Origin of the sequence: Nocardia asteroides (assembly GCA_019930625.1) — a bacterium.
GTDB lineage: Bacteria > Actinomycetota > Actinomycetes > Mycobacteriales > Mycobacteriaceae > Nocardia > Nocardia sputi.
On the sequence record CP082844.1, the window covers coordinates 785341 to 801978 of the forward strand.

The 16638-nt window shown below is 67.6% G+C and carries 12 protein-coding genes; 8 read left to right on the top strand and 4 right to left on the bottom strand.

Annotated features, from left to right (window positions below; translation table 11 throughout):
* Nucleotides 1–4 precede the first annotated feature (4 nt).
* Entirely contained in the window at nt 5–1513 is a 1509-nt protein-coding gene (locus K8O92_03715) for an FHA domain-containing protein (GenBank protein ID UAK33116.1), read from the bottom strand.
* On the opposite strand from K8O92_03715, the gene K8O92_03720 reads away from it, so the two are divergent.
* The 4 genes from K8O92_03720 to K8O92_03735 all read left to right on the top strand — a co-directional run bounded on the left by K8O92_03720 (nt 1494) and on the right by K8O92_03735 (nt 6852).
* On the top strand, nt 1494–2699 hold the full coding sequence (locus tag K8O92_03720; protein ID UAK33117.1) for a hypothetical protein: 1206 nt from the start codon (nt 1494–1496) through the stop codon (nt 2697–2699). The genes K8O92_03715 and K8O92_03720 overlap by 20 nt on opposite strands.
* Nucleotides 2700–2793: 94 nt before the next feature.
* A complete protein-coding gene (locus tag K8O92_03725) occupies nt 2794–4008 on the top strand; it encodes a hypothetical protein (protein ID UAK33118.1) in 1215 nt (404 codons plus the stop codon).
* A complete protein-coding gene (locus K8O92_03730; protein UAK33119.1) occupies nt 4005–5234 on the top strand; it encodes a hypothetical protein in 1230 nt (409 codons plus the stop codon). The genes K8O92_03725 and K8O92_03730 overlap by 4 nt, the downstream gene beginning before the upstream one ends.
* An 82-nt stretch (nt 5235–5316) precedes the next feature.
* Nucleotides 5317–6852, top strand: coding sequence for a protein kinase (locus tag K8O92_03735; GenBank protein UAK33120.1), 1536 nt, complete (start codon nt 5317–5319; stop codon nt 6850–6852).
* 31 nt (nt 6853–6883) lie between these two features.
* Here K8O92_03735 and K8O92_03740 read toward each other — a convergent pair whose 3' ends face one another.
* The gene (locus K8O92_03740) at nt 6884–7768 is read right to left on the bottom strand and encodes an NAD(P)-binding domain-containing protein (GenBank protein UAK33121.1); all 885 of its coding nucleotides are present in this window, start codon (nt 7766–7768) and stop codon (nt 6884–6886) included.
* Between the two features lie 178 nt (nt 7769–7946).
* Here K8O92_03740 and K8O92_03745 point away from each other — a divergent pair, with 178 nt between their 5' ends.
* The 3 genes from K8O92_03745 (at nt 7947) to K8O92_03755 (ending at nt 9394) form a co-directional block, all read left to right on the top strand.
* A complete protein-coding gene (locus K8O92_03745; GenBank protein UAK35416.1) occupies nt 7947–8219 on the top strand; it encodes a helix-turn-helix transcriptional regulator in 273 nt (90 codons plus the stop codon).
* A 518-nt stretch (nt 8220–8737) separates the two neighbouring features.
* Nucleotides 8738–9055, top strand: coding sequence for a WXG100 family type VII secretion target (locus tag K8O92_03750; GenBank protein UAK33122.1), 318 nt, complete (start codon nt 8738–8740; stop codon nt 9053–9055).
* 36 nt (nt 9056–9091) lie between these two features.
* Entirely contained in the window at nt 9092–9394 is a 303-nt protein-coding gene (locus tag K8O92_03755) for a WXG100 family type VII secretion target (protein UAK33123.1), read from the top strand.
* 128 nt (nt 9395–9522) lie between these two features.
* Here K8O92_03755 and K8O92_03760 read toward each other — a convergent pair whose 3' ends face one another.
* Together K8O92_03760 and eccCa are read right to left on the bottom strand one after the other, a co-directional pair.
* Nucleotides 9523–10965, bottom strand: coding sequence for a type VII secretion-associated protein (locus K8O92_03760; protein ID UAK33124.1), 1443 nt, complete (start codon nt 10963–10965; stop codon nt 9523–9525).
* Nucleotides 10965–14999, bottom strand: coding sequence for a type VII secretion protein EccCa (gene eccCa, locus K8O92_03765; GenBank protein UAK33125.1), 4035 nt, complete (start codon nt 14997–14999; stop codon nt 10965–10967). Before eccCa ends, K8O92_03760 begins: the two co-directional genes overlap by 1 nt.
* A 171-nt stretch (nt 15000–15170) precedes the next feature.
* On the opposite strand from eccCa, the gene eccD reads away from it, so the two are divergent.
* Nucleotides 15171–16637: a type VII secretion integral membrane protein EccD gene (eccD, locus tag K8O92_03770; GenBank protein ID UAK33126.1), complete on the top strand. Its 1467-nt coding sequence runs from the start codon at nt 15171–15173 to the stop codon at nt 16635–16637.
* Nucleotide 16638 lies beyond the last annotated feature (1 nt).

The window sequence follows — 16638 nt, forward strand, 5'->3', positions numbered from 1 at the left end:
GCGCTCAGCGGCCGAACGGCGGCGGCGCGGCCAGTTCGAAGCGCAGCACCCGGTTGCCGAGCATGATCTCGGTGCCCGGTAGCAGCACCATGGACTGGTTCGCCGCCAGGCGCATCCAATCGCGGTAGCCCGGCAGCCGGGTCCGGGTGCCGTTGGTCGAACCGCAGTCCACCACCATCACGTCCCAGTTCACCAAGCGGATCTCCGCGTGGGCCCGGGACATGCCGCCGGAGGCGTCGTCGACGCGCAGCGGGACGAGTCCGCTCTCCGCGGCGGGGGAACGCTCCGGATCGCGCCCGATCACCGCGTCCGCGGCGAGCATGTAGGTCATGCCGTCGTCGAGGATCAGCATGCCCAGCGGCGGGCGGACCACTTCGATCAGCGCCTGGGTCTGGTCCACCGGCATCCCGCACACGGTGCAGAACGCCGCCCGCGGATCGCTGGGATGCGCTCGGGCGCACTTGAATCCCATGACTTTGACGGTGAGCGCGGTGGCTTTCGCGGTGGCCTCCAGCCTGCGCCGCAGTTGCGGATCCGGCTGCGGCGCGGGGTTGGTGCCACCCACCTGGGTGGGCGCGTGGTGCGGATCGATCGGCGGCTGCTCGGCCTCCGCGTCGAGCATCGCGGTCGACGGCGCGGTCGGGTACCGCGGTTGGCCGAGCACGTGCCGCGGCTCCGGCTCGGGCCGGTGCTGCCGTTCCGATGCGGTGGGCTCGGGTTCGATGCGCGCCGTCGGCAGCGGCGGCGACTCCGGGCGGCGATGCGTGCCCGGTGGACGGGACGCGTGGCTGTTCGCGGGCATACCGGCGCGGGAACCCTCCGACCAGACGATCGCGCCGCCCGCCTGCGCGATGCCCTCGACCAGCCAGCCGATGCCGCGCTCCGGCGGCAGGTCCGGGATGCGGCCCTTCCCGTCGTCGACGAACAACGCCGCCGCCCGCGCGGGAATCGCGGCGACCCGGTCCACCGTGAAGGCCGCGTCGCTGCCGCGATACCGCTCGACGGCGCCGTCACCGGCCAGCACGGCGGTGACCGCTCCGTGCAAGAAGATCGCCAAGCCCCCGTTCTCGGCGAGCGAGAGGATGCCGAAGTCGATCGGTTCCCCCGGGCTGATCCGCTCGGCGTGTTTCATCAGCCAGCGCGTGGCCTGCCGGGCCACCAGGGCTCCGGGACCGTCCGGTTCCCGATCGGTCGCCTCGCGCACCAGTTCGGCCAGCGATTCGACAGCGACGACGGCGGGCGAGTCCTGCGTCGGCCTGCCCGGCCTGCGGTGCGCGACGACTACGACCGCCCCCGCGACCCTGGCCACGGCGTGGCTGCCTACGACGACTTCGACCTGCCGATCCTTCAACGGTATCGGCCTCCACCGGGGGTGCAGTGCAAGGTCGTCGCCACACCCACAAGGGTATGGCAATACGAACACCACCGGTCCCCCTCCCCGTCGTCCGTCGGGTAACTTCAGTGTCAGTAACGGGAGGAACGAGGGGCCTGAGATGGTTCGGACGCAACGCATCGCGCTCACCGCGTCTTGCCTGGCACTGGCGGGGATGCTGGCCGGTTGCGCAGCCGTGCAGGGAACGCCGACCGCGGGCGAGATCGATGTACGCGTGCTGGAAGTCGGCACCTATCCAATCGACAAGCACGACTACAGCCAGGACTCCGGCGGCAAGGGCGCGCTGTTGGAAGGCATGCGGATGTCCGATGCCGTGGTCCCGACCGTGCGCATCGACCCAATGCTGAAGTTCGGGCGCGGCAGCACCGTCGTGACCGACGCCGAGCAGGCGCTGAACTTCGTGGCCAAGGTGTCCAAACCGGTCTTCGACAACCGCAAGCTGATCGTCGGGTACGCCGCCAGCGGCGCGGACCGCCCCGATCCCGCGGGCCAGTCCAACCCGGCCCCGGATGCCACGGCGGTCACCAACGCCCTGTTCCGTTTTCCCGACGAGGCCACCGCGAAGCTGGCCGCGCGCGAACTCGAAGACGTCGACATCGCCATCTCCCCGGACAACCGCAAACTGTCGTCGACGAAATATCCCGACGCCCACATCCATTGGCGACCCGGCGTTCCGACTGTCGGCACCTTCATGGCGCACAAGGAGTTCGTCATCTCCTTGTTCATCCAGCGGCCCACCGCCGACGGCGACGACCTCGTGAAATGGGTCGACAAAACCCTTGCCGCCCAGGTCGCGCAGCTGGGTGAGTTCACAGCCACCCCGGAGAACAAGCTCGACTCCCTCGAGGTCGACCCGGACGGCCTGCTCGCCCGCGTCGCGGTCGCCGACCGCAAGGACCGCGCTCCCGACCCGGCGTCCTTCGCCGTCTACGGCGGTTACCACACGGTGCACCGCGCCGACGACGAGTCCGTCCACCTGCGCCTGATCGAAGACGCGGGCGTGGACCACATCGGCCTCGTCGACGACAGCTACGTCGCCCGCACCCGCGATGCGGAAGCCGCCCAGAAGCTGGTCACCGGCCTGTTGGAGAGCGAAGGCGCCCACTACGACCCGCTGGGCGCTCCCAGGGACGTTCCCGGCGCCAAGTGCCTGCAGCTCAACAGCAAGGGTGACCCGGAACGGGAGTACAAGTACCGGTGCTACGTGGCGTACAAGCGGTACGTCGGAGTCGTCACCAGTGATAAGGAACCGGACGTGCGACAGAAGGTCGCCGCGGAGTATGCGCTGTTGGCGAACAGTTTCTGAGTTCAGCAGGGTAGGTGCCGCCATTTTCGCGGTCTCCGCTCGCCGGGGGCCCGAAGTAGGATTCCGGCGCAACTACCGCAATCAGGGGAGGGAAGTGCAGCACGGCGTCATGTCGAAACCTATTCGAACCGCCTGTGCCCTGACGTTCGCCGCAGTCGTCGCCGTCGCAGGCGCCGCGTGCGGCGGCTCGGAGGCCGGGCCGGAGCAAACCACACCACCCATCGACTTGGCGCAGCTCGACGTGGGCAACTACCCGACCCAGCCACGTTCGCTGGGAACCGCGAAGAATTCCGAGCAGGCGCGCATGATCGAGGCGGAGCGGCTGGCGAACTTCGTCCCGCTGCCGTCGGACATCGACCCGGCGTTCGTCTCCGCGAATCCGTCGATCTCCAAGATCTTCCTCGAGCCGAAGGGTGCGCTCGGGCGGATCATGGACGTCTCCCGCTTCGCCGAAGCCGCACCTGAGTTCGTCGCGGGGTTCCTCAGCAGCGCGGGCAGCGCGCCGGACAATCGCGGCACGGACCTGGTCAACGCGATCCTGATCTTCCCGGACGAGCAGAAGGCGGCCGCCGCGGCCGCGGCCCTGGAACGCGTCGACTTCGAGGCCAACAACCGGAATACGCCGGTGCAGATCCCGAAGTACCCCGCCGCGCACGCGCATTGGCAACCGCAGACCCAGTCGATCGGCTCGTGGTTCGCCACCGGGAAGTTCGTCATCTACACCTGGGTATTCGACTACGTGAAGATCTTCCTGGAGAAGGTCGACCTTCCCCAGCTGCTCACCCTGGTCGAGAAGAGTTTGGACACCGTCGTCCCGGCGATCGGCCGCTTCACTCCGACGCCCGTCGACCAGCTGATGACGCTGCCGATCGACATGGACCGCATGCTGGACCGAACCCTGCCGCGTCCACGGGAAGATTCCTGGATCGACCCGCCGGGCGCCTACACCGGCCATGGCGCGTTGCACTTCACCACCGATTCGGCCGAGGACCGCAGGATGATCGAAGCGGCCGGAACGGATCGGTACGCCACCGACGGGACCGATCTGTTCCGCACCCGCGATGCCGCCGCGGCCATACAGTTGCGGGAGGAGCGCGGCGGCCTGTCGAAGAAGTTCCGCGCGGCCGAGTCGCCGAAAGGCCTCCCCGTCGCCCGATGCAAGGAGTACATCGGCAACAAGACGGTCGTCGTCCGGTTCTACTGCTCGGTGGCCTACGACCGCTACGCGGCATTCGCGTGGTCGCATCAGTTGCTCGACGCGCAGCAGCGCATCTCGTCTCAGTACGCGTTGTTGGTGAACGCCGCATGACGACATTCCGCACCACCGCCGCGGCGCTCGCGTGCACGGTGGCCACCGTGATCCTCACCGGTTGTGGTTCCACGATGCCGGGTGCCGCGCAGCCGGGAGAGATCGACGTTCGCAGTCTCGACCATGGCAACTACCCCACCGAGCCGCTGAACGCCCACGACGACGATTATCAACCGCTGTTCATCGACATGGGGAAGGTCGCCGCGATGCGGCTGGCCGATTACGTCGCCTCCGCATACGACATAGATCCGCGGATGAAGTACGGCTGGACATCGGCGAGCGTCAGCAAAGGGGTACTGCCCGGAGAACTCGGGCGATCGGAGGACATGCGGCCGATCGCCGAGCGGAACCGGATGATGTACGGGTTCCATACCAACGGATCCGACCAGAACATCAGCCTGTTCCCCTCGGGGTGGCCGACCAAGCCACGGCCCAATTCCACGACGGTCGGCACGACCGTCATGCAGTTCCCCGACCCGGAGCGTGCCCGCCAGGCCGCGACCGAGTTCCACGATGCCGATTTCGGCGCCTACCGCGATCAGAACGAACCCCTCACGCTGCCGCGGCAGCCGCAGGCACGAGCGCACTGGCGTCCCGGCTCTCCGTTCCTGCGCACGGTGCTCGCGCACGGTTCCTATGTGGTGGCGTTCCTCGTCTCGGCCAACGCACCTGATCGCAACGCCTTGGTCGCGCTGGCGGAGAAGGCGTACGACGTCCAGCTGCCACTGCTCGACCAACTGCCTGCGCTGACCGAAGAAGAGATGTTGCGGCTGCCGTGGGATCCCGACCATCTGCTGAGCCGTACCCTGAATCCGGCCGAGGTCCAGTCCCCGAGCTACGACGACTCGCACGCCCTGTTCGGTCTGCGCGGAATCATGCAATACGCCGAAGACCGCGATTACGCGAAACAACGTTTCACGGCGATGGGCGCCGAGAAATTCGCGGCCTCCGGCGGCACCTTGGTGATTCGCACGGCGAGCCCGGAGGCGGCGCGACGTGTCGCCGCGGAAAGTATCACCCCCACGACGGTAGCGGGCCCGGCCGAGCCACCGCAGCATCTGCCGGATTCGTCTTGTGTGGAGAACCGGTCCGGACTTTTCGACGACCGACGATTCACCTGCGTCGTCGCGTACAAGGAATACGTGGGATTCGTCGCCGCCAATCAACTACTGGACGCTCAGCAACGAGCCGCCGCGCAGTATTCCATTCTCGCGAACAGCCGATAATGCCGCACTTTCGTCGCGACAGGGGTCCAGTATGCTGCGTGGCGAGCGCAGCGGCCCGCGTCGAGTCAGGAGATCGTAAAAGATGGCGATGAGCCCCGGGACCATCGTCGGCGGGTACCGAATTATGCGGGTGCTCGGCGCGGGCGGCATGGGCACGGTATACCTGGCCAAACATCCCAGCCTGCCCAGGACCGACGCGCTGAAGGTGCTCGGCGGCGAACTCAGCCGCGACTACGAGTTCCGCACGCGTTTCGAACGCGAAGCCAATCTCGCCGCCGGGCTCGACCATCCGAACATCGTCTCGGTCTACAACCGTGGTGAAGAACAGGGCCAATTGTGGATCGCCATGCAATACGTCGACGGCACCGATGCCGCCGCCGAACTGGCCCGCGACCCGCACGCGATGAATCCGCTGCGCGCACTGCGCATCACGACCGAGGTCGGTAAGGGCCTCGACTACGCGCACCGCAAGGGCCTGCTGCACCGCGACGTCAAACCGGCGAATTTCCTGCTGTCCACCCCAGCCGACGGCGAAGAAGAACGCGTCCTGCTCACCGATTTCGGCGTAGCGAAAGCCAATGACGACACCACCGAACTCACGCAGACCGGCAGTTTCGTCGCGACCATCGCCTATGCTCCGCCCGAGCAGCTCACCGGCAGCCCGCTCGACCACCGCGCCGATGTCTACAGTCTCGCGTGCTCGTTCTTCAAATTGCTCACCGGGCGCAACCCTTTCCCCGGAACGCAACCCGCCCTGGTGATGATGGGGCATCTCCACGAGCCCCCGCCGTCGGCCACCTCGGTCCACCCCGGATTGCCGCCTGCCATCGACCATGTCTTCGCCCGAGCCATGGCGAAGGACCCGGCAGACCGCTTCTCCAGCTGCCGCGAATTCACCGACGCCGCCGCCGACGCGCTCACTCCCGGCTACAACCCGGTCGCCACCAACACTTCCCCGACCTATCCGATCCAGGTTTTCGATCCGCGGCCCAGGACCGATCCCCGCGTCGCCGTCTCCGGCCAGGGAGCCGTCCCCCGGCAACCCGCACGCAAGAACTGGCTGCTCGCGGCGGCCGCCGGCGTCGTGACCGTCGCCCTCGCCGCGGGAATCGGCATCTGGGCACTGAACCGGGACGAATCCGGGCCCGCGCCCGCGGTCGCGACGCCGAGCAGTACGGCCGCGCTGTCGCCGCTGGAGCAGGCGCGGGCGAACAACCCGGTGTTCCGCGGCAAGACGATCACGATGGTCGACGTGGCCCGCGGCTCGCAGGTCTCGATCTTCCTCGGCGGTACCCCGCAGACGAAGTTCCTGGAGGATCTCGGATTCGTCTACAACCTCAACTACGCACGGCAGGGTGACGAGACAGGACCTCGGGAATTGACGGGGTCCTCCAGGCTGGAAGTCGCACCGGACGGTTACGTGCTGGCCGTGCGCAGCGACGAGAAGGCCGGTGGCGGTGGACTACTCGGCCTTCCGTACCAGGTGGCGGGCACACGCGCCACGGTGATCCCGCTCGACGATCCCGCAGCCGTCGCCGCGGTCCGCAATTGGAGCGCGTCCTCCGAACAGACTTTGCTCGAACGTCTGGTGCCGGTGCTGCGCAATCGGGTGAAGTAGGAAGTCGATCGGCGCGTCTCCCGGGTGAAGGTCATTCCAGAGGTTGCGATCGCCGACGCCGCAGAAGGTCCACGACGCCGGTAGTCGACTCGTTCCCCCCGCCCTCGGCGACCCGGCGCTGCATCAATGCCATGAAGGGCGTGAGGAGTTCGGGGCTGACGCCCTGTTCGGCGGCGGTACGCAGCAGCGTCGCGTTCGTCGTGACCATCATCGCCGAATTCGACTCCACGTCCTCGGCGTAGTCGCCGCTCGCCAGATGCGCGGCGGTGCCGTACGCGTACCCGGCCATCGCCTGCTGATAGCCGACCAGCAGGGGCGCGAACTCCACCGGTGAGATGTCCTCTCCACCGATCAAGGCGAAGGCATGCGCGGCCCCGGCGAACATGCCCCACATTCCGCTGAGGAGAGCGATGTCGTACAAAGCCGCGAAACCGGCGTCCGCCCCGACGTAGGTGACACCGGCGGGTACGGCCAAAGTCTCGGCGTGGGTCTCGTGCAGCTCCACCGAACCGCTGTAGAAGACGTACCCGCCGGAGTCGGCGACACCGATCATGGACGGGACGGCCATGATCCCGCCGTCCAGAAAACGTCCGCCGCGCTCGGCGATCCAGCCGGACAACTCCCGGGCTTCGGCGGGGGTGCTGGTGGTCAGGTTGACGATGTCCCGGCCGGTGAGGTCGATGCCGTCCAGAGTCGCGCGAACCGACGCGTCGTCGAGAAGGCAAACGACGACGAGAGCGTTCGCGGCGACGGCTTCAGCGGCGGTGGCCGCGACCACCGCCCCCTCCGGCGCACGCCGGGCACTGCGGTTCCAGACCGTGACGGCGTATCCGGCGGTGAGCCATGAGCGGACGAGTGCCGAGCCCATATCTCCGAGACCGAGGACGGTGAGCGACTTCTTCGAATGATCGAACATACGGGCTACTCTTGGCCGGGCATTCCGGGTGGATCAAGTACGCACATGGAAGTGGGCACGTACTTCCGGGTAAGCCAGCAGGCAGCTGAAAGGGGTGGTCGTGCCGATCACACGCAGACCGGGCGCGTACACGTGCGGGCTCGACGCCACACTGTCGATACTGAACGGCAAGTGGAAGATGATGATTCTGTGGCCCCTGAGCGAACGCCCCCACCGCTTCGGTGAGCTACGCCGCCAGGTGCCGGGAGTCACGGAGAAGGTGCTCACCACACAGCTGCGCGAACTGGAAGCCGACGGGATCGTCCATCGCGAGGTATACGACGAGTTGATCCCGCGTGTCGAGTACTCGTTGACCCCGCTGGGCGAACTGCTCAACCAAGCCCTGCTCCCGTTGGAAGCTTGGGGCCGTGAACATCTCATGGACGACTCCACACCCTCCGGTCGTCGCTGATACGCCCGGCCGGCACTTGCGAGTCACCCCAGGCACCCACTCGAGACACCCGAACACGAAGGGTTCGAGCGGAATCCTGTGTAGCGGCCACATCCGCTGAGGCGAAGGCTTCGAGGGCTTTTCGCGTTCCGCGACAACCTGGTTTCGCCATGGTCGAACTGCAATCTGCTGGTAGCGGCGGACTTAGGCGTTCGGTAAGGTGTACCGCAGCCAGCCCACTCGCCGATCATTACAGCAGCGAGCAGGGGGAAGGAGGGGAGCCGAGCGCTGGCGTTACAAGTCATGCAGGCCCGGACCGCATCGTGGTCTTCCGAGCAGGCCCGTGCGCGGCCGCCGAACACGGACGGGCCGGACTGAGGGGCGCAGGGCCCTGATCCCGTGGGGCGATACCGAACTTCTCGAGGCCGAACTTTCTCGAGTCGGGATGGAACCGATCAGACCCGCACCGCGTCCAACCAGATGTACAGGCCAACTGAGGCTTCCGCCGTTGGCCGAGACGGGAACCGAAAGGAGCCGAAATGGCAGGACAGCTCGAAGCGAGCGAAGAGGCGATCACGAAGTTTGTAGACAATTGCCGCCAGCGGCACCAGGATCTGCAGACCGCGATCACCGCACTGAACAGCAAGTCGGATCAGACCACCGCCACCTGGAGCGGCGCGGCCCGCCAGGCGTTCGACACCTTCATGGACAGCTACTTCGCCCAGGCGCGGAAGCTGAACGACCAGCTGGATCAGACTTCGGACAAGCTCGCTCACGCCGGACGGAAGTTCGCGGATCAGGATCAGCAGTTCGCCCAGCAGGTGGCGGCGCAGTCCTCCAGCCTGGACCTCCCCTGATCCGATAGCCGTACCACAGACAACAAGGAGCTCCCCATGGTAGCGAACGACCCCGGTCGGATTGCCTCCAACTTCGGCGAAGTCGATGCGGGCGCACAGGCCATCGTGGCCGAGGCGCGCAGCGTCATGACCATGCTCGAAGATTTCCACAAGCAGGTCACCGACTTCGTGACGAACTACTGGAAGGGTGACGCGAACGACGCGTTCGCCTCACTGCAGGCCCAGTGGAACACGCAGGTCACCCAGCTGAACACCACGCTGGAAAGCGCGGGCAAGCTGGTCAGCAGCGGCAACGCCGACCTGCAGGGCACCGACACCGCGCTGGCGGGCCTCTTCTGAGATCCCGTCTCGGCTGATTCGAGCCCCCGGTACTTCGGTGCCGGGGGCTCGAATCGTTCTACGCTGAACTCCGTTTCCTCCACAACCGCTGCCGCGACCACAACCGCTGCCGCGACACTGGAGGCAGCTCACGGGACGACGCGGACCGAGTCCCCGAAATTCGTGCACAAGGTCTCCAACTGACTCCACCCTTCCCCCACGTACTGGCAACCGACGCTGACCTGAATTCCCGACTCCAGCAGGACGTGCCAGCGCACGGTTGACCCGTCCTCAGGGTGTTCCGAGTAGGCGAGGCTGGAACGGCTACCGAATACGACGTCGCGTTCCAGATCGGTCAGGACTCCCGGCGGACGCTGCGCCATCTGGACCTCCAGCTTCGCGGCCACCTGTTCATAGCCGGAACCCGCCGTTAATGGCGTCTGCATCACCGTAATGCGCTGCCGCGCACCAGTTTCGGGAACCAGATCGACACGGGCGCGTGCACTCTCCGGCGCTGGAGCCACACGCCAGCCGGGCGGAACTCGAAACCGTATGCGGCCGAATGCTTCCGGTGCCGACTCAGCCGATGTGGCGGCCGGGGACGGCGCCACGCTGGTCGAGGCCGTCTCCGTGCTCGGCGCTGCTGTCGCCGCGTCGTCTCCGCGACCGGACACGATTACCGCGCCGATGACTACCAGTGCGACGACTACGAGAGCAGCAACCGCAACGACCGCGAACCGCGCTGTGCTGTACCGGGGCTGCTCGGCTGCGGCGCGGTCCCGCAGCGGTCGCATCCACTCGGTGGGCGCGGTCGCGGGCGGCATTTCCTGTCGATGGCTCGGGCCCGGCCGGCGACCCCGGAGGAGATCGTTACCGGCGACCGAGCGCAGCTCGACAGCGGCGCCCGCGGCCTGCTCGATCGCCGCACCGAGCAGGCCGAGCTTCGTGGGGTCGGCGATACCCACCACCTGGGCGAGGTCGATCGGGCCGCCTTCGAGCAGCCGAGTGACGAGCCCGCGCAAAGCATCGAAAGCCGGTGATTCCTCGGTGATTTCAGCGAGCGCGAGTGCAGGGTCGTGTTCACAGGATTCGACATGTACGCCGCGATGGCTTCGGATGACCGCGGAGGCCGTGGTGGTCAACGTTCCGAATTCCAGCACCAGCGTTCGCCGACTGTGGCTGGTGCCCTCGTCCGACGCCACCGATCGCACCGCGATCCCCTCGAACACGACCTCCGACGTCCAGCGCCGCGCCGCCTCCTCGAGTACGCCGCGACGGGCGGCGCCCCATTCGGTAGGGCAGATCACCGTCATCCGGGCGCACGGTGCGGCAACGCGAAGATTCTCGAGCACACTCGCGAAAACGGCGCCCATCGCGTCCACCACCGAGGGCGTTCGAGGCGGTAAGGCCATGGCGGCGGCGGGCACGAACTGGACTACCGACCCCACCTGGGTAGGCGGGGTCAGCGGCTGCCCCACGACGAGGTCGAAGCCATTGCTGCCCAGAACGACCGAGGGCGGCGCGTCCCAGTGGGTGTCGGCGCCGCGCGCCCAGATGCGCGCTTCGGTGACGACGAGCTCGACCTCGGACATCAGGGCGACGGCATCCACGCCGTCTGTACCAGGCCCTCCTGGTTGCGGGTGACGTAGGTGCCCCGGCCCGGGGGCATCGGGCTCGGTCGTTTGGTGCCCATCAGGACTCCCTCGTCCTTACTGCAGCTCAAGATCAGGCCGGCGGAGCCCAGATCCCGCATCCTGGCCAGCGTCGCCTCGAACATCGCTCTGCTCGCACCACCCGAACGCCGGGCGATGATCACGTGGAAGCCGAGGTCGCGAGCATGGGGCAGGTGTTCGAGCAGCGCCTGGACCGGGTTGCCCGCGGACGTGGCGACCAGGTCGTAATCATCGATGATGACGTACAGTTCCGGTCCGCTCCACCACGAGCGATCCCGCAGTTGCTGCGGCGTGACATCCGAACCCGGCGTGCGCTTGTTGACGTAAGCGGCCAAGTCGTTCATGTTCTGGGTGAACTGAGGCGCCGTCGAGCCGTAACCGGCGAGGTACCCCTCCGGGACCAGGCCGAGCATGCTGCGCCGGTAGTCGCCGAGGATGAAGCGGGCTTGATCGGGGGTGTTGGACGCGGCGATGCCCTCGATCAGCGAGCGCAGCAATGTCGTCTTTCCCGACTCGGTGTCGCCGATGATGATGAAGTGCGGGCTCTCCACGAAGTCGATGTAGACCGGAGCCAGCTCCGACTCGTTGATGCCGAACGGAATGCGCAGGCACTTGGTGTTCGGGTCGACCTGCGACGGCCAATCGCCCGCCAGGTACAGCAGTTGCTCGCGCGCAAGCTGCTCGGGCAGCATGCGGACCTGCGGAGCATGACGGCCCGGCGTCAGCCTGGCGATGGCGGCGACCGCGTCGGCGACGGCCTGGGCGAGGTCGGTCGGATCGGGATTGCCGTCGATGCGGGGCAGGCCGGTCAGCATGTGCAGGCACTCGGGGGTCATGCCGCGGCCCGGCCGCCCCTGCGGGACCAGGGAGGCGAACTTGCGTCCCAGATCGGAGTCCATCGGATCACCCAGGCGCAGCTCGATCCTGGTGCCGATCTGATCCTTGAGCGCGGGCCGTGCCTCCGCCCAGCGATTCAGCGCGATGACCACGTGCACGCCGTAGGACAGACCCTGCACGGCGAGGTTCATGATGGTCTGCTCGAGCATCTCGAAGTCCTGGCGGATCGAGCTGAAGCCGTCGATCACCAGGAACACGTCGCCGAACGGATCCTCGTGCGCACCCGCGGCGCCCGGACTGCTCGCCGGGTCCATCGCGCGCAGCCTGCGGAAGTCCGCCATCGATTCGATGCCGAGCTGGCGGAAGCGCGCCTCACGCTGACGGACGATGGTGGTCATCTCGGCGATGGTGCGCCGGACCTGGTCCTCGTCCAACCGGCTCGCGACCGAGCCGACGTGCGGCAACCCTTGTAGGCCCGCCAGGGTGCCGCCACCGAAGTCCAAGCAGTAGAACTGCACTTGTTCGGCGGTGTGCGTCAACGCCATCGACATGATCAGTGTCCGCAGCGCGGTCGACTTGCCCGATTGCGGGCCGCCGACGACGGCGACGTTGCCGCGGGCGCCGGATAGGTCGATGATCATCGGGTCGCGGCGCTGGTCGTAGGGCCGGTCGACGATGCCGATCGGGGCGCGCAGCGTGGACACCGCGGAGTACTCGCCGGTGAGGAGGGAGCGCGGCAGGAGCTGGTCGAGCGTGGGCGCCTCGTCCAAGGGGGGCAACCAGATCTCGTGCGCCGGGCGGCCGTGGCCGCGGATCCGGGAGACCAGCATGTTCAGGTTGGACACCTGCTCGCCGTCCTCGTCCTGGTGCTCCTGCTCCAGAGTCGGCTCGGGTGGCAGCGGAACGCGGTCAGCGGCACGGAAGTCGACATGCGTCGCGGTGAACGGCCGTGCTTTGACGTCGATTTCGCCGGACTGCGTCGCCACGATCATGTCGCGCTGCGAGCCCCCGCCGACGTACGGTCCGGAGACATAGGAAGCCTGGAAGCGCTGGATCTCACCGGAATCCGCCTTGAGGTAGCCGCCACCGGGGTTGTTCGGCAGGTTGTAGGCGTCGGGCACACCGAGCACCTGCCGGGATTCGTTGGCGGAGAACGTCTTCAGGCCGATCCGGTAGGACAGGTGGGCCTCGAGGCCCTTGAGTTTGCCTTCTTCCAGGCGCTGCGAAGCGAGTAGCAGATGCACGTGCAGCGAACGGCCCAGACGGCCGATCATGACGAACAGCTCGGCGAAATCCGGATGCTGGGTGAGCAGTTCGGAGAACTCGTCGAGCACCACGAACAGGGCGGGCAGCGGATCCAGGTCGGCGCCCGCGGCCCTGGCCTTCTCGTACTCGGAGACGTTGGCGAAGTTGCCCGCGGCCCGCAGCACTTCCTGGCGGCGGTTCATCTCACCGGCCAGGGCGTCCTTCATGCGGTCGACGAGGTCGGCCTCTTCCTCCAGGTTGGTGATGACGGCGGCGACGTGCGGAACCCCTTCCAGGCCGAGGAATGTCGCGCCGCCCTTGAAGTCGACCAGAACCAGGTTCAGCTGATCGGGCGAGTGCGTGGCCAGCAGGCTCAGCACCAAGGTGCGCAGGAACTCCGACTTACCGGAACCCGTGGCGCCGATGCAGAGACCGTGCGGCCCCATGCCGTTCTCGGCGGCCTCCTTGATGTCCAGATCCACCGGCAGGCCGTCGGCGCCGACACCGAACGGGACGCGCAGGCGTTCCCGCCCGTAGCGCGGCCGCCAGGCATGCTCGGGGTTGAAGGAGCCGATGTCGCCGAGACCCATCAGCTGGGCCCAGGTCGAGATCACCTCGGAGTCGTCGTTCTCCACGTCGCTGCTGCGCTGCGTGGCGGCGCGGTAGGGCGCGAGCCTGCGCGCCACCTGCTGCGCCTGCTCGGGGCTGATCCGGTCGATCAGCGCGAAGCGCTCCTGATTGCCGGTCGCGCCGCGGCCGACGCACTCGCCGTTCTCCACGATCATCTTGATGCCGCGAGAGACCGCCAAGCGCGGCGCGTAACCGCACAAGTCGATGATGGTCACGCCCTCGTAGCCGGATTCGCGCAGCTGATCGTCCTCCGCCTCGAGCAGACCGCCGTCGACCACGATGACGATGTGCACCATGTTCGCGTTGGCCGGCTGGTTGCGCGAATACCGGACCCGGTTGCCCAGCAACGGATGCAGCCCGGCCATGGCCTCCCGGATCGAACCGTAGAACATGCGCTCGGTGCCGATGCCGTCCTGCGAGTCGGGGTGCTGGGTGTGCGGGAGCCACTTTGTCCACTCCCACTCCGCCGCCGTGTCCGGCCCGCAGACGACCGCGACGAGAACCTGGTCCGGCGCCTGGAACATGCACAGCTGCACCAGCATCGCGCGGGTCATGTCCCGCGCCTGGCCGCGGTCGCCGTCCAGCGCGATGGTGGCGAAGCCCTTGACCGCGATAGCGGTCGGCAGGTCCGGCACGGTCGAATGCGCGCGCACGAACCGGCGCAGCGAAACAGCCGCGATGGGCTCGAGCTCCTCGACCGGGCCGGTCTCGGGGGCGACCAGCCTGGTGGCCAAGCGCTGCCCGCCGAGACCGATGCGGGCGTGGCAGAAGTCCTTGTCTCCCGCGCGGCGTTCCCACATGCGGCTGGTGCCCGCCAGCATCCAGACCAGGCCGGGCTCCGGGTGGCTCCACTCGACGGAAGCGCGCTGCTGCGCGGCGGTCTCGTTGACGTCCTTGCGAACCTGGTCGAGGTAACGCAGGTAGTCCTTGCGGTCCTCGTTGGCCTCGGCGGCCTTCTGCCCCTTGCCGCCGCCCTGACCGGCGAACATGCCGACCATGGAGAACAGCATCATGAGCGGGAACATCATGCTCATCGGATTGGAGGCGATGCCGCCACCCTGGGTGAACAGCAGGGCCATCATGCCGACCATGCCGATCACCATCACGACCGGCATGAGCTTCATGACCAGGTTTCCCGGTGTGACCCGGGGGATTTCGGGCGGCGGCTGAAGCGTGACCTCGCCCCCCGGCGTTCGAGGCATCTCGCGGCGCGCACGGCGCTGGAAGCGGACAGTGCTCATCGACGAGAAATCCCCCTTCGGCCAGCTGTGATTCGGCCTCAGTGTAGAGGTCACCGCTGACATGTCGTACAGTTCGACCAGCATTCTGCTGCCCGGACCGTGGGTTCGCAAGCTCGCATTCGGCCCGCGAGGCTGCGGAATCACGAGGTAGAAGACCGAGTTGGGGGAAGCTTGACGCACGCGCGACTTGACCACATCGACGAAGAATCCTCGCGCGGGATCGTCCGCGCTCCCGACCTCGCCCGGGTGACGATTCTGGCCAAGCACACCCAGGTCGACATGGCCATACCGGTGGATGTGCCGGTCGCCCTGGTCATTCCGAGCGTGGTCGACATGGTCGCCCAGCACAGCCGCACCAACGACTTCGACAACGAGGGCGAGCGCTACGAGCCCGCGGAATGGGTGCTCGCCCGGATCGGTCATCCGCCGTTCTCCAACTCGCTCAGCCTCGGCGAGCACGGTGTCCGCGACGGCGAACTGCTGATGCTGGAAAGCGCCTCGCACACCGCTCCTACGCCGCTGTTCGACGACATCATGTACAACGTCGCGATCGCCGACACCGATCACTACCGCAGCTGGACCCCGCGGGTCGCGCGGATCACCGGCTCGGTGCTCGCGGCGATCACCATGGTCGTCGGCTGCCTGGGTCTGCTGCTGTCCCCCGGCTCGCTGCCGATCGCGGTGGGCGGTTCGATCGCGCTGGTGGTCGCGATCCTGCTCGTCGTCACGGCGATGGTGCTGAGCAGGATGTACGGCGACACCGCCACCGCGCTGGTGCTCGGCGGCTGCGCGCTGCCCGCCGCGTTCAGCGCGGGCATGCTCTATGTACCCGACCATTACGGCTGGGCGCACATCCTGCTCGGGTCGGTCCTGGCGGGCGCGACGGCGATCCTGGCCTGGCGGGTCACCGGCGTCGGTCTCGCGTTGTTCATCGGCATGGCCACGCTAGCCACGTACGCGGTGCCCGCGGCGCTGGTCGGCCTGCTCACCGACCAACCGGAGCGCGCGATCGGCGCCGGGGCGGCGGCGCTCGGTCTCGGCGGGCTCTCCCTGGCCCCGCGGATTTCCATGCTGCTGGCGAAACTGCCGCTGCCGCCGGTCCCGTCGCCGGGCACCCCGATCGACCCGACCGAAGACGACCCGGACGATCACCGCGCACTGCCGACCATGGAGGTGCTGCGGGTGAAGTCCGAACGCGCCCGCATGTACCTCGCCGGTCTCGTCGCGGCGACGACGCTGGTCACCGCCGCGGGAGCGCTCGCGGCCACCGACCCGGCATCCGACGACCCGTACTGGCAGGGCGTCGCGCTCGCGCTGGTCTGCGCGGCGGTGCTGATGTTCCGCAGCCGCACCTACGCGGGCGCGGAGCAGGCCGTCGTGCTCATCGCGGGCGGCGCGGGGATCGTGCTGATCATGTTGGTTGGCGCCGGTTTCGCGATGCACCAGCCGCTGGCCGTGTTCGGCGCTGCGATGATCGTTCTGGTCGCGGCGCTGATCCTCGGCATCATCATCCCGAACCAGTCGGCCACCCCGCCGATGCGCCGCGGCGTCGAACTGCTCGAGTACACCTTCGTCGCCGCCGTGCTGCCGCTGGTCTTCTGGGTCACGGATCTCTACTCCCTCGTCCGGGGTCTGTGAG